General features: G+C 71.3%; 25 protein-coding genes. 17 read left to right on the plus strand and 8 right to left on the minus strand.

Annotated elements, in window-relative coordinates:
• Nucleotides 1-25: 25 nt before the first annotated feature.
• Nucleotides 26-910: a hypothetical protein gene (locus EAH86_RS04530; protein ID WP_140737361.1), complete on the minus strand. Its 885-nt coding sequence runs from the start codon at nucleotides 908-910 to the stop codon at nucleotides 26-28.
• 138 nt (nucleotides 911-1,048) lie between these two features.
• Between EAH86_RS04530 and EAH86_RS04535 the strand changes: the two genes are divergently transcribed.
• The 3 genes from EAH86_RS04535 (at nucleotide 1,049) to aspS (ending at nucleotide 4,115) form a co-directional block, all read left to right on the plus strand.
• Entirely contained in the window at nucleotides 1,049-1,768 is a 720-nt protein-coding gene (locus EAH86_RS04535; protein WP_140737362.1) for a VOC family protein, read from the plus strand.
• Nucleotides 1,765-2,166: a YchJ family protein gene (locus EAH86_RS04540; protein ID WP_241668177.1), complete on the plus strand. Its 402-nt coding sequence runs from the start codon at nucleotides 1,765-1,767 to the stop codon at nucleotides 2,164-2,166. The genes EAH86_RS04535 and EAH86_RS04540 overlap by 4 nt, the downstream gene beginning before the upstream one ends.
• Before the next feature lie 125 nt (nucleotides 2,167-2,291).
• Nucleotides 2,292-4,115: an aspartate--tRNA ligase gene (gene aspS / locus EAH86_RS04545; protein WP_140737363.1), complete on the plus strand. Its 1,824-nt coding sequence runs from the start codon at nucleotides 2,292-2,294 to the stop codon at nucleotides 4,113-4,115.
• Nucleotides 4,116-4,181: 66 nt separating this feature from the next.
• On the opposite strand, the gene EAH86_RS04550 is transcribed toward aspS, so the two are convergent.
• Entirely contained in the window at nucleotides 4,182-5,264 is a 1,083-nt protein-coding gene (locus EAH86_RS04550; protein WP_206665714.1) for a helix-turn-helix transcriptional regulator, read from the minus strand.
• A 119-nt stretch (nucleotides 5,265-5,383) separates the two neighbouring features.
• Here EAH86_RS04550 and EAH86_RS04555 point away from each other — a divergent pair, with 119 nt between their 5' ends.
• Nucleotides 5,384-5,740: a hypothetical protein gene (locus EAH86_RS04555; protein ID WP_206665715.1), complete on the plus strand. Its 357-nt coding sequence runs from the start codon at nucleotides 5,384-5,386 to the stop codon at nucleotides 5,738-5,740.
• Here the strand turns inward: EAH86_RS04555 and EAH86_RS04560 are convergent.
• Complete coding sequence (locus EAH86_RS04560; RefSeq protein WP_140737364.1) at nucleotides 5,737-6,360, minus strand: hypothetical protein; 624 nt, start codon at nucleotides 6,358-6,360, stop codon at nucleotides 5,737-5,739. The two genes, EAH86_RS04555 and EAH86_RS04560, sit on opposite strands and share 4 nt — an antisense overlap.
• A gap of 77 nt (nucleotides 6,361-6,437) precedes the next feature.
• Between EAH86_RS04560 and EAH86_RS04565 the strand changes: the two genes are divergently transcribed.
• Both EAH86_RS04565 and EAH86_RS04570 read left to right on the plus strand, forming a co-directional pair.
• Nucleotides 6,438-6,914, plus strand: coding sequence for a helix-turn-helix domain-containing protein (locus tag EAH86_RS04565; protein WP_241668178.1), 477 nt, complete (start codon nucleotides 6,438-6,440; stop codon nucleotides 6,912-6,914).
• Nucleotides 6,915-6,923: 9 nt separating this feature from the next.
• Nucleotides 6,924-7,352 carry a VOC family protein gene (locus EAH86_RS04570; RefSeq protein WP_140737366.1) on the plus strand — a complete coding sequence of 143 codons (429 nt, stop codon included), beginning with the start codon at nucleotides 6,924-6,926 and terminating at the stop codon, nucleotides 7,350-7,352.
• A 96-nt stretch (nucleotides 7,353-7,448) separates the two neighbouring features.
• On the opposite strand, the gene EAH86_RS04575 is transcribed toward EAH86_RS04570, so the two are convergent.
• The 4 genes from EAH86_RS04575 to EAH86_RS04590 form a co-directional block, all read right to left on the minus strand.
• Nucleotides 7,449-8,273 (minus strand): alpha/beta fold hydrolase, encoded by an 825-nt coding sequence (locus EAH86_RS04575; protein WP_140737367.1) that lies wholly within the window; start codon nucleotides 8,271-8,273, stop codon nucleotides 7,449-7,451.
• Nucleotides 8,274-8,370: 97 nt separating this feature from the next.
• On the minus strand, nucleotides 8,371-9,189 hold the full coding sequence (locus tag EAH86_RS04580) for a DUF427 domain-containing protein (protein ID WP_140737368.1): 819 nt from the start codon (nucleotides 9,187-9,189) through the stop codon (nucleotides 8,371-8,373).
• 55 nt (nucleotides 9,190-9,244) lie between these two features.
• Nucleotides 9,245-9,994, minus strand: coding sequence for a GNAT family N-acetyltransferase (locus EAH86_RS04585; RefSeq protein WP_140737369.1), 750 nt, complete (start codon nucleotides 9,992-9,994; stop codon nucleotides 9,245-9,247).
• Complete coding sequence (locus tag EAH86_RS04590) at nucleotides 9,991-12,216, minus strand: MMPL family transporter (RefSeq protein ID WP_241668179.1); 2,226 nt, start codon at nucleotides 12,214-12,216, stop codon at nucleotides 9,991-9,993. Before EAH86_RS04590 ends, EAH86_RS04585 begins: the two co-directional genes overlap by 4 nt.
• A gap of 82 nt (nucleotides 12,217-12,298) precedes the next feature.
• Here EAH86_RS04590 and EAH86_RS04595 point away from each other — a divergent pair, with 82 nt between their 5' ends.
• A complete protein-coding gene (locus EAH86_RS04595) occupies nucleotides 12,299-13,633 on the plus strand; it encodes a replication-associated recombination protein A (RefSeq protein ID WP_140737545.1) in 1,335 nt (444 codons plus the stop codon).
• Between the two features lie 71 nt (nucleotides 13,634-13,704).
• Here the strand turns inward: EAH86_RS04595 and EAH86_RS04600 are convergent, their stop codons facing one another.
• A complete protein-coding gene (locus tag EAH86_RS04600; protein WP_161988561.1) occupies nucleotides 13,705-14,613 on the minus strand; it encodes a DUF559 domain-containing protein in 909 nt (302 codons plus the stop codon).
• A 184-nt stretch (nucleotides 14,614-14,797) separates the two neighbouring features.
• Here EAH86_RS04600 and EAH86_RS04605 point away from each other — a divergent pair, with 184 nt between their 5' ends.
• The 10 genes from EAH86_RS04605 to aroB all read left to right on the plus strand — a co-directional run bounded on the left by EAH86_RS04605 (nucleotide 14,798) and on the right by aroB (nucleotide 24,495).
• Nucleotides 14,798-15,181: a DUF948 domain-containing protein gene (locus EAH86_RS04605; protein ID WP_091783080.1), complete on the plus strand. Its 384-nt coding sequence runs from the start codon at nucleotides 14,798-14,800 to the stop codon at nucleotides 15,179-15,181.
• 5 nt (nucleotides 15,182-15,186) lie between these two features.
• A complete protein-coding gene (locus tag EAH86_RS04610) occupies nucleotides 15,187-15,501 on the plus strand; it encodes a DUF6167 family protein (RefSeq protein ID WP_194150731.1) in 315 nt (104 codons plus the stop codon).
• A 111-nt stretch (nucleotides 15,502-15,612) separates the two neighbouring features.
• Entirely contained in the window at nucleotides 15,613-18,315 is a 2,703-nt protein-coding gene (gene alaS / locus EAH86_RS04615) for an alanine--tRNA ligase (RefSeq protein ID WP_140737372.1), read from the plus strand.
• A gap of 20 nt (nucleotides 18,316-18,335) precedes the next feature.
• Entirely contained in the window at nucleotides 18,336-18,851 is a 516-nt protein-coding gene (gene ruvX, locus EAH86_RS04620; RefSeq protein WP_140737546.1) for a Holliday junction resolvase RuvX, read from the plus strand.
• Nucleotides 18,848-20,050: an endolytic transglycosylase MltG gene (gene mltG / locus EAH86_RS04625; protein ID WP_140737373.1), complete on the plus strand. Its 1,203-nt coding sequence runs from the start codon at nucleotides 18,848-18,850 to the stop codon at nucleotides 20,048-20,050. The genes ruvX and mltG overlap by 4 nt, the downstream gene beginning before the upstream one ends.
• Nucleotides 20,043-20,861, plus strand: coding sequence for a shikimate dehydrogenase (locus tag EAH86_RS04630; RefSeq protein WP_140737374.1), 819 nt, complete (start codon nucleotides 20,043-20,045; stop codon nucleotides 20,859-20,861). Before mltG ends, EAH86_RS04630 begins: the two co-directional genes overlap by 8 nt.
• Nucleotides 20,858-21,553, plus strand: coding sequence for a prepilin peptidase (locus EAH86_RS04635; RefSeq protein WP_140737375.1), 696 nt, complete (start codon nucleotides 20,858-20,860; stop codon nucleotides 21,551-21,553). Before EAH86_RS04630 ends, EAH86_RS04635 begins: the two co-directional genes overlap by 4 nt.
• A gap of 37 nt (nucleotides 21,554-21,590) precedes the next feature.
• Entirely contained in the window at nucleotides 21,591-22,814 is a 1,224-nt protein-coding gene (aroC, locus tag EAH86_RS04640) for a chorismate synthase (RefSeq protein WP_140737376.1), read from the plus strand.
• Entirely contained in the window at nucleotides 22,808-23,398 is a 591-nt protein-coding gene (locus tag EAH86_RS04645; RefSeq protein WP_140737377.1) for a shikimate kinase, read from the plus strand. The genes aroC and EAH86_RS04645 overlap by 7 nt, the downstream gene beginning before the upstream one ends.
• Entirely contained in the window at nucleotides 23,395-24,495 is a 1,101-nt protein-coding gene (gene aroB / locus EAH86_RS04650) for a 3-dehydroquinate synthase (RefSeq protein ID WP_140737378.1), read from the plus strand. The genes EAH86_RS04645 and aroB overlap by 4 nt, the downstream gene beginning before the upstream one ends.
• The last annotated feature ends 1 nt before the right edge of the window (nucleotide 24,496 follow it).

Below are 24,496 nucleotides of genomic sequence, written 5' to 3' on the forward strand. Positions count from 1 at the left end.
CGCGCCTCAGCGGACTGTCCGGATCTCAGGGACGGGCCGAGGTGTGCACTTCGAGCGCCGACGCCGGTGCCTGCGAAGCGGGGACCTCGAACAACCGCTCCAGGCGGCGCGCCAGGCCTGGCACGAAGGTGATGACGAGGACGGCGCCGCACACGGCGCCGAGCAGGAGAAGGGCGACGTAGGGGTCCGCCGTCTCGATCCGGCTCTCGCTCACGTTTGCGGCCGGAGTCATGGCCACGGTGACGATCTGCGGCACCCAGCGATCCGGCACCAGGCTCATCAAGGACCCGACGCTCACCACGATCGACAGGGAGCCGATGGTGCCGGCCGTGAGCGCCGCTCCGACACGGCCTGCCCTTCGCGACCAGTAGCCGGCGCCCACCACGGCCGCGAACACCAGCAGGGTGGCCAGCCCAGCGTTGCCCGGTACAGGGGGTCGAACCGCCACGACGAGCAGCCAGACACCGGCGGCGCCGAGCCCGAAGGCAGCCCCGGCGCCCAGTCCACGGCCACCGGTCGAGGTCGGGCGGGCGGTGACCGCCTGGATCCCGATCAGGTGTGCGGCCAGCAGGACGGTGACCACCGGGATCCCGGTGGTGACCCGTTCGGTGGTGTCGCTGTCGCGGAACGACACGATGACGGCCGTGGTCATCGAACCCACGAGCAGCCAGCCCACGCCGCGGGTGATCGCGGGGGCCCGACCGTCCGCCAGTGCTGGAAGACGACCGCTGGCGCGCAGGACGAACGGCACCGCAGACAGGCCGCCGGCCATGCACACCAAGGCAACCCGCATGGGCAGGTAGGCCGTGTCCCACGTGATGACCAGCGCCGCGACCACCGACATGACCGTCGCCACCGCGAAAGCCACCCGCGAGCGGGATGACATGGTGGCCCAACCCCGAGTGCTCATGACTCGACGGTAGGTCTGGCATCGGCCGGATGGCTCCGCCGGTTGCAGTAGTCACGAGACATTCGGCCCTGGCTTCCGAGTTGCCGGCCGGTGGTGGTGCGGGCTGCTGGCGCGCGCCGGGCGTCGTAGGCTCCCTCCATGTTTCTGGAGAACATCGTCATCGATGCCGTCGACCCGCAGCGGCTCGGCCGGTTCTGGGAGCAGGCGCTCGGCACGGTCCCGCTGACCGACGACGTTGCAGGCTACGAGACCCGGCTGACGGTGCCCGACGGGCCGGTCCTCGACCTCTGCCTTCCCCGGGTGCCCGACCCGTCCACCGCGCCGCCGCGGCTGCACCTCGACCTCTCGGCCGGACCATCGCAGGCGGAAACCGTCGAGCGGTTGCTCGCGCTCGGGGCCAGCCACCTCGACATCGGCCAGGGTGACGTCCCGTGGGTGGTGCTGGCGGACCTGGAGGGGCACCCCTTCTGCGTGCTGGCCGAGCGCGACGCCTACCCCGACACCGGGCCGATCGCCGCGGTCACCGTCCTCAGTGCCGAGCCTGAGCGCAACGGTGCGTTCTGGGCCGGACTGACCGGGTGGCAGGAGTATGCCGGGACGGCGCCGCTCTCCCTGCGGCACCCGAGCGGGCGGGGACTCGTCCTCGACTTCTTCCCGACTGCGGAGCCCAAGGACACCAAGAATCGCCTGCACCTCGACCTGCGGCTCGAGCCGGGCGACGACGCCGCCGCCGTCTTCGACCGGGTCGAGGCGCTCGGCGCAGTACGCATCGGCCAGGACTGGGGCGACCTGCCGTGGACCTCGTTCACGGACCCGTCCGGCAACGAGTTCTGCTTCCTCCCGGCGAGGGCCGAGTGACGGTCTTCGGTGGCCCCCGCGCTGCGCCGACGCCCGGTGGCTGTCCGTGCGGGTCCGGTGCGATGTATGCCGAGTGCTGCGGACCGCTGCACGACGGCAACCAGGCCGCGCGGACCGCGGAACAGCTGATGCGCAGCCGCTACTCCGCGTTCGTCGTCGGCGACACGGCCTACCTCGCCCGCACCTGGCACCCACGGACCCGCCCGGCAGAGCTCGACGCCACGGACGGTCCGGCGTGGCAGGGCCTCGCGGTGATCGCGACCGCCGACGGCCGCGAGGACGACTCGGTCGGCGAGGTCGAGTTCCGGGCTGCCCACGACGGGGGTGTGCTGCACGAGCGGAGCCGCTTCATCCGCCGGGCGGGACGCTGGGTCTACGTCGACGGCGAGGTCATCTGACCGGTGCGACCGCTCGGCGGGGTCTGCTGTCCGCTGGGCTAGGAGGGCCAAACCGATTCGTATGCCGCGTGGCCCGGTCCGTAGGATGGCCGGGTTCACCCACCGCCTGAATCGAAGGATCTCTCGTGCTCCGCACCCATGAGGCCGGCACCCTGCGCGCCGACCACGCTGGTCAGACCGTCACGCTCACGGGCTGGGTTGCCCGTCGGCGCGATCACGGTGGAGTGGCGTTCCTCGACCTGCGCGACGCCAGCGGCGTCGCCCAGGTGGTCGTGCGCGACGAGGTGCTCGAGCAGGGTGGGGCCCACGACTTGCGCAACGAGTACTGCATCCGGGTCGTCGGCGAGGTCAAGGCCCGCCCTGAGGGCAACGCCAACCCCGACCTGCCCACCGGTGACATCGAGGTCATCGCCAGCGAGATCGAGGTGCTCAACGCCTCGGCGCCGCTGCCGTTCCAGATCGACGAGCGGGTGACGGTCGGCGAGGAGGCCCGCCTCAAGCACCGCTACCTCGACCTGCGCCGCCCTGGTGCCTCGTCGGCGGGAGCGGCCCTGCGGCTGCGCTCGCGGGTCAACGCCGCCGCCCGCTCCGTGCTCGGCGCCCGCGACTTCGTCGAGATCGAGACGCCCACCCTCACCCGATCCACGCCCGAGGGTGCCCGCGACTTCCTCGTGCCCGCGCGCCTCGCGCCCGGGTCCTGGTACGCCCTGCCGCAGAGCCCGCAGCTGTTCAAGCAGCTGCTCATGGTCGCGGGGATGGAGCGGTACTACCAGATCGCCCGCTGCTACCGCGACGAGGACTTCCGCGCCGACCGCCAGCCCGAGTTCACCCAGCTCGACATCGAGATGTCGTTCGTCGAGCAGTCCGACGTGCTCGAGCTCGGTGAGGAGATCGTCAAGGCGGTCTGGAAGCTGATCGGCGCCGACCTGCAGACGCCGTTCCTGCAGATGACCTACGCCGACGCGATGCGCCGGTTCGGCTCCGACAAGCCGGACCTGCGGTTCGGCAACGAGCTGGTCGAGTGCACCGACTACTTCAGCGACACCCCGTTCCGCGTGTTCCAGTCCGAGTACGTCGGGGCCGTCGTGATGCCGGGTGGCGCGAGCCAGCCGCGCAAGCAGCTCGACGCGTGGCAGGACTGGGCCAAGAGCCGGGGCGCCAAGGGCCTGGCCTACGTCCTCGTGCAGGAGGACGGCGAGCTCGGCGGGCCAGTTGCCAAGAACCTGTCCGACACCGAGCGGGCCGGACTGGCCGCGCACGTCGGCGCCCACCCTGGCGACTGTGTGTTCTTCGCCGCCGGCGCCACCAAGTCGTCGCGCGCACTGCTCGGCGCCGCCCGTCTCGAGATCGGCCGGCGCTGTGACCTGATCGACGAGTCCGCCTGGTCGTTCCTGTGGGTGCTCGACGCCCCGCTGTTCGAGCCCTCCTCGGAGGCCGTCGCCGCCGGTGACGTCGCCGTGGGCGCCGGCGCCTGGACCGCGGTGCACCACGCGTTCACGTCGCCCAAGGCCGAGTTCCTCGACACCTTCGACACCGACCCCGGCCCCGCGCTCGCCTATGCCTACGACATGGTCTGCAACGGCAACGAGATCGGCGGCGGGTCGATCCGTATCCACCGCCGCGACGTGCAGGAGCGGGTCTTCAAGGTGATGGGCCTGTCCGAGGAGGAGGCGCAGGAGAAGTTCGGCTTCCTCCTGGACGCGTTCGCGTTCGGCGCCCCGCCGCACGGTGGGATTGCGTTCGGCTGGGACCGCATCGTCTCGCTGCTCGCCGGCACCGAGTCGATCCGCGACGTCATCGCCTTCCCCAAGTCCGGTGGCGGCTACGACCCGCTGACCGCCGCTCCCGCGCCGATCACCTCCGAGCAGCGCAAGGAAGCCGGCGTGGACGCCAAGCCCGAGCCCAAGACCCCAGGCGCCAAGGCCGACGAGGCCGACACCCAGGCCTGAGCCCTGGACAACGCACCTCGGTATGCCGCCCGCTCATCGTGAGCGGGCGGCATACCCGCGTCTGGGTCAGCTCCCGAGCGCCCGGGCGAGCAGGTCGGCACGGCTGGCTGCACCGGTGCGCGCGAACACGGACTTGAGGTGGTCCTGCACGGTGAGCTCGGTGATGCCCAGCCGACGAGCGGCGCCGCGCGTGTCGAGCCCTGTCGCCACTGCAACCACGACGTCGCTTTCGCGAGGCGACATGGCGTGGGCGCGGGCGAAGAGGTCGAGCCGGTCCGCGGGTGAGGTCAGCTCGTAGCCGACAGCGATGCTGGCTCCTGAGAGGGGCTCGGTGAGGCGGTCGGCCCGGACCGTGAGCCAGGTCCCCGGCGCGAGCGCGACCCGGCCGCTGGGTGGGTGGTCGTCGACACCCGCCTCCACCGCCAGCAGCTGGGCCGCCACGTTGAGCGCACTCGCAGGGACGGGGCCGGCGTCACCCGCGGTGGGGAGCAGGGTGGTCAGCCAGTCCCGCAGCTGTCGGGTGCCTGCCACGGGAGTGAGGTCGTCGCCGAGCAGCAGCACTCCCGGACCGTAGGCAGTGGCCGCCTTCGGTGCTGCAGCGGGCGGGCCGACCACGAATGACCGCGCAACCACGTTGCGAACGGCCGCGGTCAGCCTTGGCAGCGCCGACGCGACGGCCGCCACCTCCGCACTGGCGAAGACGCCGGTGCGGCGCCAGAGGTCGAGGAAACCCCATGTCCCGTGGCGGTCCCGGAGCACGGCGACGAGGACATCTGTGACGCCGTGCTGGCGCAGGGCTCCCTCCCACTGGTCGCTGCGGCCGAGGTCACCGCCGGTCGCCGCGAGCAAGGTCGTGCAGCCGGACGCGTCGAGCGTGGTCCAGCGGCCCGGCCTGGTCAGGTACTTCAGCCGGATGACGCGCGGCAGGTCGTCGAGGTCCGGGACCTCGGCCAGCGGGGACGTGCCGACCGTGGTCTGCGGGTCGGTGAGGACGAAGGCGTAGAAGTCGTAGGGGATCACCGTCCCGATGACGTCGAGCATGCGTCGCCGCAGCGCGCGGTCCTCCGGGTCGTCCGGGTGGGGACAGGTGGCGGCGTCGAGGGCGTGCAGGTCCCTGACAATCCGGTCCGAAGGCAGCGGTGGTCCCACGGCCCGACCCTACGGCCGGGGGCCTGCTCGCCGCAGGCCCCCGAAATCTGGGATGTCGCCCGTCGAGCCGGCTTCCTAGCGTGGGCAGGACAGCGAACCGCTGACCGAGAGGAACGACGATGGCCACCTTGCACATCGAGCACGCGATCACCGACCTGGCCACCTGGGAGGCGGCGTTCGACCGCTTCGCGGAACGCCGCCGCGCCGCCGGGGTCGTGGCGCAGCGCATCCACCGGCCCGTGGACGACGACCGCTACGTCGTCGTGCAGCTGGACTTCCCGTCGGTGGCCGAGGCTTCGGCGTTCCGCGGGTTCCTCGAGACTCAGGTCTGGTCCAGGCCCGACAACTCGCCCGGCCTCGCAGGCAGCCCACGTGCCGTGGTCCTGGATGCGGTGGACCGGGACGACGACGAGACCACAGGTGGGCGCACCTCGAAGGCAGGCGTTGCTGCCAGCCCGTGCGGACCCACCAGCTAGGGATGCGCGGACGCGTCTATCTGAGGCTGGTAGCCGGCGCGGAGTGCCGCGACGGTGCTCGGCGGCGTGAGCACCTGCGCGACCCCGCGCGTGGGACGTCTGCGGCGCGGGCCGTACCCATCGGTCGTCCATGGCAGCACTGCGTCATCGACGACGATCGTGGGGATGTCGTCGTCGATGACAAACGCGCCGGAAGGCAGGTCCGCCCACGTCCCCTCGTGAAGCCGGCGCCGATGCGTGCCGCGCACGATGCGCTCTCCGTGGAGTTGACGATCGAGGTGCTTGGCGCTGAGCAGTCCCTCACTTGTCCCGGCGGCCACCGCGGCGCGGAAGGCGTTGTAGTCGGTGCGGCGACACAGGGCGCAGGGTCGGTGTCCGGCCGCGAGCGAGACCGCCTCGTCGTGGAAGAAGAGGACCGTGAAGTGGTGTGGTTGCCACTGCGGCAGGCGCCAGTCCCTGAACTGGAGGGCGCAGGTGATCCAGAGGTCGCTCGCGTGGTAGCGGACGACCTCACCTTCTGCGTGCAGGATGCCGCGGTTGCCGAGCCAGGCACCACGCAAGGGAATCGCGACGATGTCACCAGTTGGTGTGACGCGGTTGCGTCGAGGTGTGCTGCCCACGAGCACACCGTAGGCCGTGCCACTGACGTCAGCGCTCTGCGCTGTGGTTCCCGAGCCCGTGGACCAGAATGGGACGGGTGGGTGACAAGACGCTGCGGGCTCCAGGTGACGTGCTGGTGCACCTGCGTCGCGCGCGGGACCACGCCGACCGTTGTTATGCCGAGCCGCTCGACGTCGAGTCGCTGGCCGCGGTGGCGGGCCTGAGCAAGTACCACTTCCTGCGGCTGTTCAGCGCCACCTACGGGCTGACGCCGGGAGAGTACGTCTCACAGCGCCGGATCGAGCGTGCCCAGGACCTGCTGCGAGCCACCGGCCTGTCGGTGACCGAGGTGTGCTTCGCGGTCGGGTTCTCGTCGCTCGGCTCGTTCTCCAGCCGGTTCAAGACGGTGGTGGGGGAGACGCCGTCACAGTTCCAGGCCCGGTATGCGGTGGCCGGCGCGCCGCACATCCCGGGCTGCTACGTCTTCATGTGGGGCCTCGCGGAGCGGTCGACCGTCACTGCCCCAGGGGAGTCCGCAATCGAGGAGAAGCACGGCGAACCCCACGGCTCCTAGTCTCCGAACATGATCAACAACATCGCCATCATCAGTGTCTTCGTCAAGGACCAGGACGACGCCAAGAAGTTCTACACCGACATCCTCGGGTTCGAGGAGAAGGACGACATCACCCTCGGCGACGGCTACCGCTGGTGCACGGTCATCCACCCGTCCCAGCCCGAGCTGCTCGTCAACCTCGCCATCCCGGGACCGCCGATGGATGCCGACCTCGTCGAGGCCATGAAGCGGGCCCAGGACGCCGGTGGCCTCAACGGCCTGGGCCTCAACGTCGACGACTGCCGCAAGACCCACGAGGAGCTGGTCGCCAAGGGGGTTGAGTTCGTCCAGCCGCCGACCGACCGCCCCTACGGCGTGGAAGCCGTCTGCCGCGACAACTCGGGCAACTGGATGGTGCTCGTCGAGCAGAAGGCGTACGACCCGGCCGACGTCACCTGAGCTGACCCGCAGCGCCTGACCTGACCCGCTGCCCCTGGCCAGTTGCCTCAGGCACGCCGCCCGCTCGCCGTGAGCGGGCGGCGTCCGGCGCCGGGGCTACTTCGCGAGGAAGGCCACCAGGGCGTCGTTGAACTCCTGCACGTGGCTGGTGTTGATCCCGTGCGGCCCGTCCTCGATGACGACGAGCTCGCTGCCGTCCACCGCCTCGTGGGTGCGCTGACCGGAGACCTCGAACGGGACGATCCCGTCGCTGTCGCCGTGGATGACGAGCGTCGGCACGCTGACCTTGGCCAGGTCGCCGGTGAAGTCGGTCACCCAGGAGTGGATGCACTCGGCCGCCGCATGCACGTCCGCCTGCGCGGCGAGGCCCAGTGCTGCGAGCCGCTGCTCCTGGCTCACCTTGAGCTGGTCGCCGGCGGAGAAGAAGTTCGTCACGAACCCGTCGAGGAATCCAGTGGGGTCCTCGCGCAGCTGGCCCTGCCAGGCGCTGACCGTGTCGACGTCGACGGCGCCGTCGGGGTGGTCGTCGTCCTTGAGCAGGCACGGCGGGATGGCGGCGGCGAAGACCAGGCTGTGCACGCGGTCCTCGCCGTGGGTCCCCACGTAGCGGGCCACCTCCCCGCCGCCCATCGAGAACCCCACGAGGCTGACGTCCTCCAGATCGAGGTGGGTGAGCAGGGCATCGAGGTCGCTGGTGAGGGTGTCGTAGTCGTACGAGGACGCGGCGCCGGCCTTGCTGGACTGGCCGAACCCGCGGCGGTCGTAGGTGACGACGCGGTAGCCCTCGTCCTGCAGGACCGTCGTCTGGTCGGACCAGGACGCGCCGCTGAGCGGCCAGCCGTGGATGAGCACGACGGGTCGGCCCGAGCCGCCGCTGTCCTCGTAGTGGATCTCGACGTCGCCATTGGACACGGTGGGCATGTCAGTCCTCTCGGTCGGGGGTGCGGTCACCCCGAATGTAGGCACACCCTCAGCGTTCGCGCAGGTCGGGGCACGACCTTGGGCCGCGGCACCTTGGTCAGAGCGACTCCCGGGCGGGGCGTTCGGCGTCCGGCATCCCGCCGGTCACGCGTTCGTCGTCCACGGTCAGGTCCGTGCGCTCGGACCAGAAGGCGACGAGGTCGCGAACGGGCACCGCGTCGTCCAGCGGCTCGGGGTAGAACCAGGCGATGTCGGTTCCGCCGTCGAGGTCCGCGCTGAGGTAGCTCGCCTGTCCCTTGTACGCGCACACGGTGTGGGCGTCGGAGGGAGTCAGCAGGTCCATCCGCACGTCCTCGCGGGGGAGGTACCAGCGGGTCGGCAGGAAGGTCTCGTAGAGCGCCATCGCCCGGCGGGAGTCGGCCAGCACGGTGCCACCCAGCTCGACCACCACGTGCCGGTCGCTGCGCAGCACGTCGATCCGCTTGTACGGGTCGTGGGCGTGACCGGTGATGGGCTGGTCTTCCTCGACCCATTCGAACTTGGCGAAGTCGAGCAGCACCCGCCCGCCCAGGTCGGGGTCGTCGGGCCGGAAACCGATCTCCACGGACTCGCCGTCGCCGCCCTGAAGGCCCACCGGCGTCCCCGGACACGTGTGCAGCTCGAAGTGCCGTGGTCCGAGGACCGGTGGCAGCCCGTCGGGCACCGCACGGCGCGGCAGGTCGACGAAGCTGCCGGTGAGCGTCGTGGCGGGCACGGCATACTCCGGCACGACCCGACGGGGTTCCCACACCAGGTACGCGTCCGTCGTGTCGACGACTGTCGCCCCGCCGCGGGAGGCGCGCAGGCGCTTGGTGGTGGCGCTGCACCGCAGCTCGCCCAGGCCGCGGAACCACTGCTCGTGGAGGTCGAGTGCCATTGACCAACCATGCTCCGGGCTGGTGCCATGGGGCAAGCACTTGCGTGACGGGTGGTCAGCGACCCAGCCTCCGGCTGGACCACAGGTGGTCACCGCCGTACCCGAGCCCGTGGTAGACCCGGCGCGCCAGGTCGTTGTCCGAGTACAGCCTCAGCGTGCAGATCCCGCGCTCGCGGACCGCTTCCCGTGTCAGGTATGCCGTGACGGCCAGTCCCAGCCCCGTCCCGCGTTCGTCGGGGTGCACGGAGATGCCGGACAGGGCCGGCCAGCCGGCGACGTTGGGTTCGCGGACGCCGCAGGCAACCAGGCGCCCGGACTCGTCCCGGGCGCCGACCCACTGCTGGTCGGGGAACTCGAAGGGCCGCGCGTCGGTGCGCGGGTTGGCCACGTCGAGCAACGCGCGGATCTCGGGGAGGTCGGCCTCGTCCAACCCCACCAGCCGGGACTCGGCCGGGACCACGGAAGGTTCCCGCGCGGCATACATCCACTCCCAGTCGTTGCCGTCGGCCAGCGGCAGGTGCGCTGCGACGGCAGCCAGCCCACCCCTGGGCACCGTGACGGCGCGCAGGTCGGGCGGGATCAGGCCGTCGGCGAGCATCGCACCGACGAGCTGCCCCAGGTCGGCCGTCGGTCCCATGATGAGCAGGCGGAGTCGCCGGGTGTGGGTGCGCCGGGAGAGCGCGACCGCGCCGCCGAGGGTGTAGGCCGCACCTTCCAGCGGTGACGGGATGTCGTAGCGGATGAAGGCGCTGTCGTCGGTGGCCTCGAGCACCTCGGCGTGGGAAGTGAGCTGTCGCAACGTCATTCGGTGATCCCGAACCGTGCGTGCCACCGCCGAAGGCTCTTGGGCGCCCACCAGTTCCAGTCGCCGAGCAGCGCCATCGTGGCAGGCACGAGCAGCATGCGCACCAGCGTCGCGTCCAGCAGCACCGCCACCGCCAGGCCCACGCCGGTCTCCTTGATGACGAGCAGCTGGCCGGCGACGAAGCCGGAGAACACGATGACGACCAGGATCGCGGCCGAGGTGATGATGCGTCCGGATCGTTGCAGCCCGGCGATCACCGCCTCGTCGTTGCCGACCCCGCGCTCATGCAGCTCGACGATGCGGGACAGGAGGAACACCTCGTAGTCCATCGAGAGCCCGAACCCGAAGGCCAACACCAGCATCGGGATCGTCGACTCGATCGCTCCGACGCTGTCAAAGCCCATCAGGCCCTGGAGGTGACCCTGCTGGAAGATCCACACCACGACGCCGAGACTTGCGCCGAGCGAGACGACGTTCATCAGCAGCGCCTTGACCGGGATGACCACCGACCCGGTCATGAGGAAGAGCAGGACCAGGGTCGCGAGGGCCACCAGGGCGAAGGCGATCGGCGCACGTTCGCGCAGCGAGTCGGTGAAGTCGCGCAGGCCGGACGCCTGGCCGATCACCTTGGTGGGGAAGGCAGGTCGGTCGGCCCGCAGTGCCGTCACCGCATCCCGGGCGGCGTCGTCCAGCGCCCCGCCGGGGATGTTGATCGACACCAGGGAGAGGGTGTCGGTGACGCTCTCGACCCGCCCGGTGAGGCGCTGCCCGTCGACGACCGGCAGCGACGCGGCATACGCCTGCGCCTCCTGGAGGCTCGCCTCGGCGACGACCTGGACGTCCGGCCCGGACAGCTGCGGGTAGCTCCGTTCGAGCGACTCGAAGAACTGCCGCTGCGGCGCGCTGACCGGGAGCAGCTCCCTGCCCGACGAGGTGAGGCGGAGGCCGAGGGCGGGAGCGGCGAGAGTTCCGAGGATGGCGAGCACGGCGATGATCACGAGCAGCGGGTGGCGGAACACGCGGGTGGCGAGGCGGGAGAAGACGCCCTCCTCGGGGGCCTGCTCGGTGCCGCGCTTGAGGAGGCGGCGGGCGCCGACGACGCAGAGGGCGGGGACCAGGGTGAGGGCCACGAGCATGGCCACGAGGACGACGGACAGACCGGCCGAACCGATGGCCTTGAGGATCGACGCCTCGAACACGAGCAGGCCACCGAGCGAGATTGCCACGGTCAGGCCGGAGAAGACGACGGTGCGCCCCGCCGAGTCGACAGTGCGGGCGACCGAGGCGAGGATCTCCTCGCGGGTGATCTCGGCGGTCGGTCGGCCCTGGACGCGGCTGCGCAGCTCCTCGCGGAACCGGCTGACCGTGAGCAGCCCGTAGTCGATGCACAGGCCGAGCCCGAGGACGGTGACGACGTTGACGACCGTGGCATCGAGGTCGATGAGGTGCGAGAACCCGAGGAGCGAGGCGAGGGCGCCGGCGATGGAGGCGATCGCCCCGATGATCGGCATGCCGGCCGCGACGAAACCGCCGAAGACCAGCACCATCACGAGGAAGCTGATCGGCAGGGCTATCCCCTCGCCGGCCCGCAGGTCGGTCTCGACCTGGGAGGTGATCGCCTCGATCAGGTCGGCGAGGCCGCCGGTCGTGCCGTGAGCCCCGGGAATGGCTGCGACGAGGGCGTCGAACTGCGTGTCGACCTCTGCCTGCGCACGGTCGCGGGCCTCGCCCTCGAGGGCCGGGTCGAACGTCACCACCTCGGCGAAGCCGTCCCCGGACGTCGGCAACAGGGCCTTCGCCGCGGGGCTGTCGAGCCCCGCGGGCACGAGCTGGGGCGCTTCGACCGAGGCCACCCCGGGGATCCGCGCGATCGCCTCGGCGGCGCTGCGCACAGCGGTGACGGTCGCGGGTGCCGCGGCGTCGGCGCCGGTCACCTGCAGCAGGTGCGTCGACGTCGCCGACCGGCCGGCCGCGACGAGCTGGTCGCGCCCCTGGAGGTTCTCTCCGGCGACGGAGGGGTCGCCGGACTTGAGGCGGTCGAACAGGGACTGGTTGCCGAACGCTCCGGTCGCGCCCGCGAACGCAGCGACCACCGCGAGCAGCCAGATGACGATGACGGTCTTCGGGTGGCGCCCGACGAGACCACCGAGGTGCGACAGGGCCGAGTCCGACCGGTCCGGGTGACTGGCGGCTGGGCTGGCGTGGTCAGGCGCGTCGGTCACGGGGGATAGCCTGCCATCCGTGGGAACTGGCGCCGACGACGACCTGTTCGGTGCGGCCTCGTCCGCACGGGACGGCAACGGTATGCCGTCGGGGGCCTCCCTGCCGCCGCTCGCCGTGCGCATGCGGCCGCGTTCGCTGGAGGAGGTCCGCGGCCAGTCCGACGTGCTTCGACCGGGCAGCCCGCTGCGCCGGTTGATCGAGGGGTCCGGCGGATCCGCGGGCGCGCTGTCCGCGATCATCTGGGGACCGCCCGGCACCGGCAAGACGACCTTGGCCCACCTCGTGGCCACCGCTGCTGACCGCAGGTTCGTCGAGCTGTCAGCCGTGACCGCCGGCGTCAAGGACGTCCGGACCGTCATGGACCAGGCAGCTCGCGAGCGGGACATGTACGACCGCCAGACGGTGCTGTTCCTCGACGAGATCCACCGGTTCACCAAGGCCCAGCAGGATGCCTTGCTGCCCGGTGTCGAGACCCGGCAGGTCATCCTCGTCGCGGCGACGACCGAGAACCCGTCGTTCTCCATCATCGCGCCGCTGCTGTCCCGCTCGATGCTGATCACCCTCACCTCCTTGTCCGACGAGGAGGTGGCTGACGTGCTCGCCTCCGCCATCGGCGACGAGCGGGGACTGGCGGGGGAGTACGCGCTGGCTGACGACGCCACCGAGCACCTGGTGCGGATCTCCGGCGGCGACGCCCGGCGAGCCCTCACGGCCCTGGAGGCCGCCGCGGGAGTGGCGCAGGACGGCATACCCGCTGGTGCTGACCTGGACGGCCCCGTGGAGATAACGCTCGCGCACACCGAGCAGGCGGTCGCTTTCGCGAGCGTGCGCTACGACAAGACGGGTGACCAGCACTACGACGTCGCGTCGGCGCTGATCAAGTCGATGCGCGGGTCCGACGTCGATGCGGCACTGCACTACCTCGCGCGGATGCTGGAAGCGGGGGAGGACCCGCGGTTCATCGCCAGGCGGATCGTCATCGCGGCCTCGGAGGACGTCGGGATGGGTGACCCCACGGCGCTGCAGACCGCGGTCGCAGCCATGCACGCCGTCGCCCAGATCGGCATGCCCGAGGCGCGGATCATCCTGGCCCAGGCGGTGGTGCACAACGCGCTCGCGCCCAAGAGCAACGCGGCCTACGTCGGTATCAACGAGGCGATCGCCGACATCCGCGCCGGACGCGGTGGTGCAGTGCCCCCCGCCCTCCGCGGCAGTGGCTATGCCGGTGCAACCCGCCTCGGCCACGGAGACGGCTACGTCTACGCCCACACCGAGCCGGACGGCGTGGCCCAGCAGGACTACCTGCCCGACGACCTGCAGGGCAAGACGGACTACTACCGGCCGACCGACCGCGGTTTCGAGGAGCGCCTCGGCCCACGGTGGGAGTGGCTCAAGTCCCGCATCCGCCGCTCCTGACCGCCCGCAGCCCGGAGCTGTGACGTGCAGTGGTGCGCACCGGCCGAACCCACCTGCGTGGTCGCCCTCGATCAGGCCGGCACTGCACGTCGCAGCGCCGCGGGAGGCGGTGCTGTGGGTCGTCCGTCGAGCTCGGCCACCAGCGTCTCGATGGTCCAGCGCACCCAGTCGGACCGGTACATCACGTCGTGCCACGTGAAGCGCAGCACCCTCCAGCCGTAGATGGTCAGCTCGGTGTACCGGCGGCAGTCCCGCTCGAGCCCGGAGCGCGTGCCGTGGAACTCGAACCCTTCCGCTTCGATGGCCACCTTGCGCACGACGTCGCCGAGATCGACCGTCGCGAAGAGCCCGGGCTCGGCGACCTGCACCTGTGGTCGCAGGCTCAGGCCCTCCACCTCGACGGCGATCGCCCGAAGGCACGATTCGAAGGGATTCGCCGCACGCCCGTCTGCGAGAGCCGCGACCCGACGGGCCAGCCCTGCGCCGGGGCCACGCAACCGCGCTGCGGCCGCCCGCAACGCTTCGCGGTCGACATCACCCACGCGCGGAGCCGAGTCGGCGACGCACAACGCCTCGTCGAACGGGAGCTTCATGGCACAGTCGAGGACCGTCCGCAGGTGCCCGGTGACGCCTCGACTGCGCTCCCGGGCACTGACGTCGCGGTAGGCGACCTGCAGTCCGCGTCGTGAGGCGGGGTTCATCTTGCGGTTTCGCGGGACGGTGATCCACGGGGTCGTGGGCGGCCACTTGACGGACCAGCCGTGCGCCACCGCCGCACTGAGGTGGGACTGGACGACAGTGTGCTGGTGCGCGACATGGGCGTGCTGCGCGAGCTGCGCGAGGGCGTAACGACCTCGGGCCAGCTTGACCAGCTCCCCGCCCCGGACCGAGGCATCCAGTGCCGACCAGGTCAGGTGACGGCGCAGCTGGCTCCACGCCGCGCGGCCGCCCAGCTGGGTGATCACCTCGGTCGCGGTCATCAGGCCATGCTGGCGCGCGTCCGGCATCCCCTCCGGAGTTCTCCACAGGCGGGCGCTGCGACGTGCAGAACGGGCGCCCACCAGCGGCGATGAGGGGAGCGTCCGTCGCTGCGCCGTCCTTCTGCACGTCGGAACTCCGTGGGGCGCAGCAGTTGCTGCGGGGTAGGGTGCCCGCATGGATTCTGTGAGTTTGGGCGACATCGCGGGCATGATCGCGGCGCTGGCCTTCGCGTTCCTGGTCTTCCGACTGGGCAGCGTCATCGGCAAGGCCGGCAAGATCCTCGACGAGACGAGGGTCAGTCTGCGCAGCACCACCGAGAACGTGCAGCCGACCCTGCTCAAGCTCACCGACACGGTCAGCCTGACCAACGAGCAGCTTGCGCGGGTCGACGGCATCACCACCAACGTCTCGGCGATGACCACGAACGCCAGCGCGCTCACCTCACTCTTCGCGGCCACCCTCGGCAGCCCGGTCGTCAAGGTCGCGGCCTTCACCTACGGCGTCCGCTCGGCGCTGAGCGCCAGCGGCACCAAGAGCGCGGGCGGCCGTCGCCGCCGCAGGGGCTGATCACCGTGGCACGTCTGTTCTGGGTGGCGCTGGGCGCCGCAGCCGGTGTGTATGCCGTGCGCAAGGTCAGCAAGGCCGCCGAGGCCTACACGCCGACCGGGGTCGCGCACGGGCTGGCCGACTTCGGCGACGGCCTGCGCGAGCTCGCCTCGGCCGTCCGCGAGGGCATGGCCGAGCGCGAGGGCGAGCTGCGGCTTGCCCTGGGCATCGACGCCGGCACCGCCGACGACCCCGAGGCCAGCGCAGCACGGCTCGACGCCGCATCGGCCCGCGCCCTGCTCGACGACCCCACGGGCCCGCGAGGCGGACGAGCTTTCTAGGGGCGCTGGCGCACCCGCGCCGCCGCCCCGGCATACCCCTCTTGTTTGCCCGTACGATTCGTCATGCCGGCCCGTCGGTGGCCCCGCATGCGCCTAAGGACTGAGTACTTCATGGAAACCGCCGAGATCAGGCGCCGCTTCCTCTCGTTCTACGAGAGCAAGGGCCACACGATCGTTCCCTCCTCACCGTTGGTCTACGACGACCCCAACCTGCTGTTCGTCAACGCCGGCATGGTGCCGTTCAAGCCCTACTTCCTCGGGCAGCAGGCCCCCCTGTGGGACCGCGCCACCTCCGTGCAGAAGTGCGTGCGCACCGGCGACATCGAGGAGGTCGGCAAGACCTCCCGGCACGGCACCTTCTTCCAGATGAACGGCAACTTCGCGTTCGGCGACTACTTCAAGGAAGGCGCGATCCGGTTCGCCTGGGAGCTCATCACGACGCCCCAGGGGCAGGGTGGCTACGGCCTCGACGCCGACAAGATCTGGCCCACCGTCTACGAGGACGACGACGAGGCCTACGAGCTGTGGCACAAGATGATCGGCATCCCCGCCGAGCGGATCACCCGCCGCGGCAAGCTCGACAACTACTGGCACATGGGCGTTCCCGGCCCCGGCGGCCCGTGCAGCGAGCTCTACCTCGACCGCGGCCCCGAGTACGGCCGCGAGGGTGGACCCGCCGTCGACGAGGACCGCTACCTCGAGTTCTGGAACCTCGTCTTCATGCAGTACGAGCTGTCCGCCGTCCGCGCCAAGGACGACTTCGACATCGCGGGTGAGCTGCCCAAGAAGAACATCGACACCGGCATGGGTCTCGAGCGGATGGCGACGCTGCTCCAGGGTGTCGACAACCTGTACGAGATCGACGAGGTCTACCCGGTCCTGGACCGGGCGGCCGAGCTGACCGGCAAGAAGTACGGCGCGCACTCCGGCCACGCGGCCAGCGAGTCGCACCCCGACGACGTGCGGCTGCGTGTGGTGGCCGACCACGTCCGCTCGTCCCTGATGCTCATCGGTGACGGCGTCACCCCGGGCAACGAGGGCCGTGGTTACGTGCTGCGCCGCATGTTGCGTCGCGCGGTGCGCTCGATGCGCCTGCTCGGGTATGACGAGCCGAGCCTGCCGCTGTTGCTGCCGGTCTCGGTGGAGCGGATGAAGAACTCCTACCCCGAGCTCGAGGCCGGGTTCGACCGGATCTCCCAGATCGCGTACGCGGAGGAGGAGGCGTTCCGACGCACCCTCGCCTCGGGCACGACGATCCTCGACACCGCGGTGGCCAAGACGAAGTCGACCGGCGGCAGCACCCTCGCGGGCGACCAGGCGTTCCAGCTGCACGACACCTACGGCTTCCCGATCGACCTGACCCTGGAGATGGCGTCCGAGCAGGGCCTCGAGGTCGACCGTGCGGGCTTCACCCGGCTGATGGAGGAGCAGCGCAACCGCGCCAAGGCGGACGCGAAGTCCAAGAAGGGCGGCCACGCCGACACCGTGGTCTGGAAGGACCTGCGGGCGCTCGGCGCGACCGACTGGCGGGCCTACCAGGAGCTGACCAGCGACGCGAAGGTGCTCGGCATCATCGTCGACGGCGAGCGCGTCGAGGAGCTCGAGCCCGGCCGGCGGGGCCAGGTCGTGCTCGACCGGACCCCGTTCTACGCCGAGTCCGGTGGCCAGATCGCCGACGAGGGCGTCATCACCGCCGACGGCGCGCACCTCAAGGTCATCGACGTCCAGCGCCCGGTCAAGGGCCTGGTCGCGCACACCGTCGAGGTGCTCACCGGTCCGCTGCGGGTCGGGCAGGACGTCTCCGCAGAGGTCGACGCCGACTGGCGCATCTCGGCCTGCCAGGCGCACTCCGGCACCCACGTGGTGCACGCGGCCCTGCGCCAGGTGCTCGGCCCGACCGCGCTCCAGTCGGGCTCCTACAACAAGCCGGGCTACCTGCGGCTGGACTTCGCCTGGGGCCAGGGACTCTCCCCGGAGACCCGCAGCGAGATCGAGGAGGTCGCGAACCTCGCCGTCCGCCAGGACCTCCCCGTGTCCGCGCAGTACATGACCCTGCCGGCCGCGCGCGAGTTCGGTGCGCTCGCCCTGTTCGGTGAGAACTACGACGAGCAGGTCCGCGTCATCGAGATCGGTGGCCCCTGGTCCCGCGAGCTCTGTGGTGGCACGCACGTCGGCCACTCCAGCCAGATCGGCGCCCTGACCGTCACGGGCGAGTCGTCGGTGGGATCCGGCGTGCGCCGCCTCGAGGCCTTCGTCGGCATGGAGGCGCTGCACTACCTCGCCAAGGAACGGGCGCTGGTCGCCGAGCTGACGGACATCGTCAAGGTGCAGCCGGGCGAGCTCAAGGAGCGGGTGGCCGCCCTCGTGGCACGGGTCCGCGACGCGGAGCGCGAGCTGGAGAAGCTGCGCCGCGAGCAGGTCCAGGCCTCGACCGGCAAGCTGGTCGAGTACGCCCACGACGTCGACGGTGTCCGGGTGCTGACCCACGACGCCGGCGACGGGACGACTGCCGACGACCTGCGCACCATGGTGCTGGACCTGCGCAACCGCCTGGGCGAGGCGGCCCCGTCGGTTGTGGCGCTCACCGGCGTGGCCGGTGGCCGACCCGCCATCGTGGTGGCGACGAATGCCGGCGCCCGCGACCGCGGTGTCAAGGCGGGTGCCCTCGTGCGGCTCGCGGCCCAGACGCTGGGCGGCGGCGGCGGCGGCAAGGACGACCTCGCGCAGGGCGGCGGCACCGACCCCAGCCGCACCGGCGAGGCCCTCGGCCAGATCGACCGCGCAGTGCAGGCGGCCACCCAGGGCGCTGGGTGAACGACCCCGTCTCGACGTCGATGCCCACCCGCCCAGGACGGCGGGTGGGCATCGACGTCGGCAGCGTGCGGGTAGGGGTCGCCTCCAGCGACCCGTCCGCCCTGCTGGCCACCCCGGTGCGGACGGTGCGGCGCGACCCCGACGGCGCAACGAACGCCCCGGCCGACCTCGAGGAGGTCGCCGCGATCGTGGCCGAGCTGGACGCCGTCGAGGTCGTGGTCGGACTGCCCCGCACCCTCTCGGGTGAGGAAGGTGCCGCCGCGGAAGCCGCCCGCACGTATGCTGGGCGGCTGTCGGTGCGCATCGCCCCCGTGCCCGTCCGTCTGGTCGACGAACGACACACGACGGTCGATGCCCACCGCAACCTCCGTGAGAGCGGGGTCGACGGTCGGCGGCAGCGTTCGATCATCGACCAGGCTGCTGCAGTCCTCATCCTGCAGGCCGCCCTCGACGCGGAGCGCAACTCCGGGCGACCGCCCGGGGAGCTGGTCAGGACGGACGGGCGCAAGCCCAGGACGAAGGACAGGCGGCGATGACGGACCCCCATCTGGAGCACTCTATCTTCGGGGGACACCAGGAAGCGCACGACGGCCCGCACGGGACGGACCAGCCCGAGGTCCTCCGCCGGGCGGACCGGCACCGCCGCCCCGCGCGCAAGCCGCGCCGCCGCCGCGGCCGTCGGCTCGGCTGCCTGTTCATTGCCCTGGTGATCGTCGCCGTGGCGGCGTTCGCGGCATACACGGGGCTGCGTCCGGTCGTCGACGGATTCCTGGAGAGCGACGACTACCCGGGTCCGGGCACCGGTGAGGTGCAGATCGTGGTCAACGACGGGGACACCGGCCGCGCCATCGGCGCCACCCTGGAGAAGGCCGACGTCGTCAAGACCGCCAAGGCCTACCTCGACGCCGCCGCCACCGACACTCGTGCCGCTGCGATCCAGCCGGGCAGCTACACGATGAAGAAGCAGATGACCGCGAAGGCCGCGCTGGCCATCCTCGTGGACTCGGCCAACCGCAGCGTCCCCCGGGTCACCGTGCGCGAGGGGTTGTGGAAGAGCGAGGTGTTCGCGGCGCTGTCCAAGGGCACCGGCGTGCCGGTCGCGGAGTACACCGCCGCGGCCAAGAACCCGGAAGCCCTCGGGCTCCCCGCAGGAGCCAAGGGGAACGTCGAGGGCTACCTGTACCCCGCGACGTACGAGTTCCCCGTCAAGGCGACGGCTGTCCAGCAGCTCAAGATCATGGTGGGTCAGGCGATCGCCGAGCTGCAGAAGGCCGGTGTCAGCGAGGCCGACTACCAGAAGACCCTCATCGTGGCGTCGATCGTCGAGGGCGAGGCCGGGGTCGCCGACCGCGGCAAGGTGGCGCGCGTCGTGGAGAACCGGCTCGACAACCCGACCGGCCCCACCGTGGGCCTGCTGCAGATGGACTCGACGGTCAACTTCGCCCTCCAGAAGCGGGGCAACCTCACCAAGACCGAGTACGACTCCGCAAAGTCGAACCCCTATGACACCTACGCCCACAAGGGACTCCCGCCGGGTCCGATCAGCAGCCCGGGTGCCAAGGCCATCGAGGCGGCGGCCAACCCGACGGCCGGCCCGTGGTTCTACTTCGTGACGGTCAACTACGACACAGGGGAGACCCTGTTCGCGGCGACGCAGGCCGAGCACGACCGCAACAACGCGCAGCGCCAGGCCTGGTGCGACGCCAACAAGCCGAAGTGCGAGGGCGGTGGCTGAGCCGCGCCGCGCGGCGGTCCTCGGATCTCCGGTGGCGCACTCCCTGTCACCGGTGCTGCACAGCGCGGGCTACCGCACGCTGGGGCTGACCAACTGGACGTATGCCGCCCACGAGCTCAGTGAGCCAGAGCTCGCCGGGTGGGTGGCCGGCCTCGACGGCACATGGCGTGGGTTGAGCCTGACGATGCCGCTGAAGGAGGTCGCCTTCAGCGTCGCGACGACCGTCACCGAGACGGCTCGGGTGACCGGCGCCGTCAACACCCTGGTCCGCCGTCACGACGGTGGGTGGGACGCCCACAACACCGATGTCCGGGGTATCGAGGCGGCCCTGGCCGCCGTCGACCACGGAGGGGAGGCGACCCTGCTCGGCGGCGGCGCCACCGCCCGCTCCGCCGTCATCGCCCTGAGTGCGATCGGGGTCGAGCGGATCCGACTCGCCGTACGCGGTGACGCCCGTCCCGAGACGCTGCGGCTGGCCGTCCACGCGGGCCTCAGTGTGGACGTGGTGTCCCTGTCGTCGTGGGGCAAGGGCCACCACGGCGGGCTGGTGGTCAGCACCCTCCCGCCGGCAGCCGCCGAGACGGCAGCCGCGGCCACGGGGACCAAGAAGCGGTCCGGCACCCTGATGGACGTGGTCTACGCCGACTGGCCCACGCCGCTGGCGCGCGCGGCCGCGGCCGTCGGCATGGACGTCGTGTCCGGTCTCGACATGCTGGTCTACCAGGCTGCCGAACAGTTCCGGCTGTTCACCGGCGAGCAGGCACCGGTCCAGGCGATGTATGCCGCTGGGAGACAGGCACTCGGCCGATGATCGACCTCGCGGCCGGCTCCGGCGTCGCCGCCTGGGTGCTCGTCCTGCTTGCGCTGGCGGGGGCGAGCCTGGGGGCCGTCACCGGTCGGGCGCTCGCCGTCGCCGACTACCGGATCGAGTCCGACGAGGCCGGGCCACCGCCCAGGCACTGGTGGTGGCCCGCGGTCGCCGTTGGTCTGCTGTGGGCGGTCGTGGGCTGGCGGATCGGCGACCTCGCCGGCTGGGCCGCGCTGCCGGCATACCTGCTGTTCGCCTGGTTGACGGTCGCGCTGGTGTGGATCGACGCCGACGTGCACCGGCTGCCGGACGGGCTGGTCCTGCCCGCCTACCCCGCGCTCCTCGTTCTGGTCGTCGTGGCGACGGCCGGCCTGGGCGACTGGGGGGTCCTGGTGCGGGCGCTCGCGTGCATGGCTGGCATGTACGCCCTCTACTTCCTGATGGCGATCATCTCGCCGAGCTCGCTGGGCTTCGGCGACGTCAAGCTCTCCGGGCTGATCGGGCTGTTGCTGGGGTGGGTCGGGGTGGGGGATGCCTTCGTCGCGTTGCTGGCGGGCTTCGTCGTCGGTGGGCTGATCGCCGTCGTCATGCTGGTCGGCCGGCGGGTCGGGATGCGTTCGCACATTGCGTTCGGCCCGTCGATGCTCGCCGGCGCTTTCGTCGCGCTGGTCGTGCAGTACCAGTTGGTGGCCTAGCCAAACCGGGCCACCGGCTGCATGGGAGGATCGGTTCATGCTCCGCTGGTTGACCGCAGGTGAGTCCCACGGCCCGGCCCTCCTCGCGACGATCGAGGGTCTCCCGGCCGGGATCGAGGTGACCACCAAGGACGTGGCCGCCGCGCTCGCCCGGCGCCGGCTCGGCTTCGGCCGTGGCGCGCGGATGAAGTTCGAGCAGGACGACGTCGAGTTCCTCGGTGGCCTTCGCCACGGCGTGACGATGGGGTCCCCGGTCGCCATCCGGATCGGCAACACCGAGTGGCCGAAGTGGGAGACCGTGATGTCGCCCGACCCCGTGTCGGAGGAGGCGTACGCCTCGTCGGACGACGTGAACGCGGAGAAGGAGGTCGCCCGCAACCGACCCCTGACCCGCCCCCGTCCGGGTCACGCCGACCTCGTGGGGATGCAGAAGTACGGCTTCGACGACGCCCGCCCGGTGCTCGAACGCGCCTCCGCCCGCGAGACTGCTGCCCGTGTCGCACTGGGCGAGGTGGCCTCCCGGTTCCTCGAGCAGGCCTACGGCATCCGGCTCGTCTCGCACACCGTGGCCATCGGCACCGCGGGGGTGTCCGAGGACGCCCCGCTGCCCACGCCCGACCAGGTCGAGCAGATCGACGCCGACCCGGTGCGCACCCTCGACGCCGCTGGGTCCGCCGCGATGATCGCCGAGGTCGAGGCCGCCAAGAAGGACGGCGACACCCTTGGTGGGGTCGTCGAGGTCGTCGCCTACGGACTGCCGCCGGGCCTGGGCTCCCACGTCCACTGGGACCGTCGACTCGACGCCCAGCTGGCCGCCGCCCTCATGGGAATCCAGGCGATCAAGGGTGTCGAGGTCGGCGACGGCTTCCGCACCGCTGCCCGTCGCGGGTCCGCGGCCCACGACGAGATGGAGCGGTCCGCCGACGGCACGATCCAGCGCCGCACCGGCCGGGCCGGCGGCACCGAAGGCGGCATGTCCACCGGTGACGTGCTGCGCGTCCGGGCCGCGATGAAGCCGATCTCGACGGTCCCGCGTGCCCTCGACACGGTCGACACCACCGGTGCCGAGGCGGCCAAGGCGATCCACCAGCGGTCCGACGTGTGTGCGGTACCTGCTGCAGGGGTGGTGGCCGAGGCGATGGTGGCGCTCGTGCTGGCTCAGGCCTGTGTCGAGAAGTTCGGCGGCGACTCGGTCGCCGAGACGGCACGCAACCACGCGGCCTACCTCGCCTCGATCCCCGAGGCGATGCGCACGTGGTGACCGCTGCCCCCACACCCCGCGCGGTGGTCATCGGACCGCCCGGGGTCGGCAAGAGCACGATCGGACGACGGGTGGCCCGGGCTCTCGAGATCGCGTGGCACGACACGGACAAGGCCATCGAGGCCGCAGCCGGCCAGTCGATCGCGGACGTCTTCGTCGACCACGGCGAAGCCCACTTCCGCGCCCTGGAGCGCGCCGAGGTGCTGCGCGCGCTGGCCGAGGAGCCCGGGATCGTGTCGGTCGGTGGGGGAGCGCCGATGGATCCCGAGGTGCAGGCCGCCCTCGCTGGGCACACCGTGGTCTTCCTCGATGTGGGCATCGCCGATGCCGCGCGCCGGATCGGGTTCGACGCCAGCCGGCCGCTGCTGATGGTCAACCCACGAGCCAGCTGGACCAAGATGATGAACGAGCGGCGGCCGACCTACGAGCGGCTGGCCACCCTGCGCGTCGACACGGCAGGTCGTAAGCCCGCCTCCGTGGTCGAGGAGATCCTCGCCTTCCTCGGCGGCGCACCGGGCGGCGCACCTGGTGGCGCTGCCGGTGGCGCGGCGGAACACGCCAGCGGAACAGGGGACCAGTCATGAGCACCACCCGCATCAGCGTCGGGGGCGACTACGACGTCGTCATCGGCACCGGCCTGCTCGAGGAGCTGCCAGGGCTCGTCGGCGAGAGTGTGCAGCGCGTCCTCGTCGTTCACCCTCGCGCACTGGCCGCCACGGGCGAGGGCGTGCGAGAAGCGTTGGTGGCCAAGGGATTCGAGGCGTATGCCGCGGAGGTGCCGGACGCCGAGGAGGCCAAGACCTCCCAGGTGGCGGCCTTCCTGTGGGGCGTCCTGGGTCAGGCTGGCTTCACCCGCTCTGATGCGATCGTGAGCGTCGGGGGAGGGGCGACGACCGACCTCGCGGGGTTCGTCGCAGCGACCTGGCTGCGCGGCATCAAGGTCGTGCACGTGCCCACGACGCTGCTCGCGATGGTCGACGCGGCCGTGGGTGGCAAGACCGGGATCAACACCCCCGAGGGCAAGAACCTCGTCGGCGCGTTCCACCCGCCGGCCGGGGTGCTGTGCGACCTCGCGACCCTGGAGACCCTGCCACCGCACGACTTCGTGGCCGGGCTGGCCGAGGTCGTCAAGTGCGGGTTCATCGCCGACCCGGTCATCCTCGACGTCGTCGAGGCCGATCCCGAGGGCGTGAAGCGGCCCGACGGGGCCCACGTGCGGGAGCTCATCGAGCGCGCGATCCGGGTCAAGGCGGACGTCGTCTCGCAGGACCTCAAGGAAGCCGACCTGCGCGAGATCCTCAACTACGGCCATACCTTCGGCCACGCCGTCGAGCAGGTCGAGCGTTACGCCTTCCGGCACGGCGCCGCGGTGTCGATCGGGATGGTCTACGTCGCCGAGCTCGCCCGGCTCGCGGGCAAGATGGACGACGCGCTCGTCGACCGGCACCGCTCGATCCTGGGCTCGCTGGGGCTTCCGGTGTCCTACCGCGGCGACAAGTGGCCACAGCTGCTCGACGCGATGAAGCGGGACAAGAAGTCGCGGGGGTCGCTGCTCCGGTTCGTCGTGCTGTCCGGGCTGGCCAGGCCGGTGCGGCTCGAAGGGCCCGACCCGGCCCTGCTGCAGGCGGCCTACGCCGAGGTCAGCGCGGACGTCCGGCCCGGGCGCGTGTCGCTCGGCTGAG

It is taken from the genome of Pedococcus bigeumensis (assembly GCF_006438965.1).
GTDB lineage: Bacteria > Actinomycetota > Actinomycetes > Actinomycetales > Dermatophilaceae > Pedococcus > Pedococcus bigeumensis_A.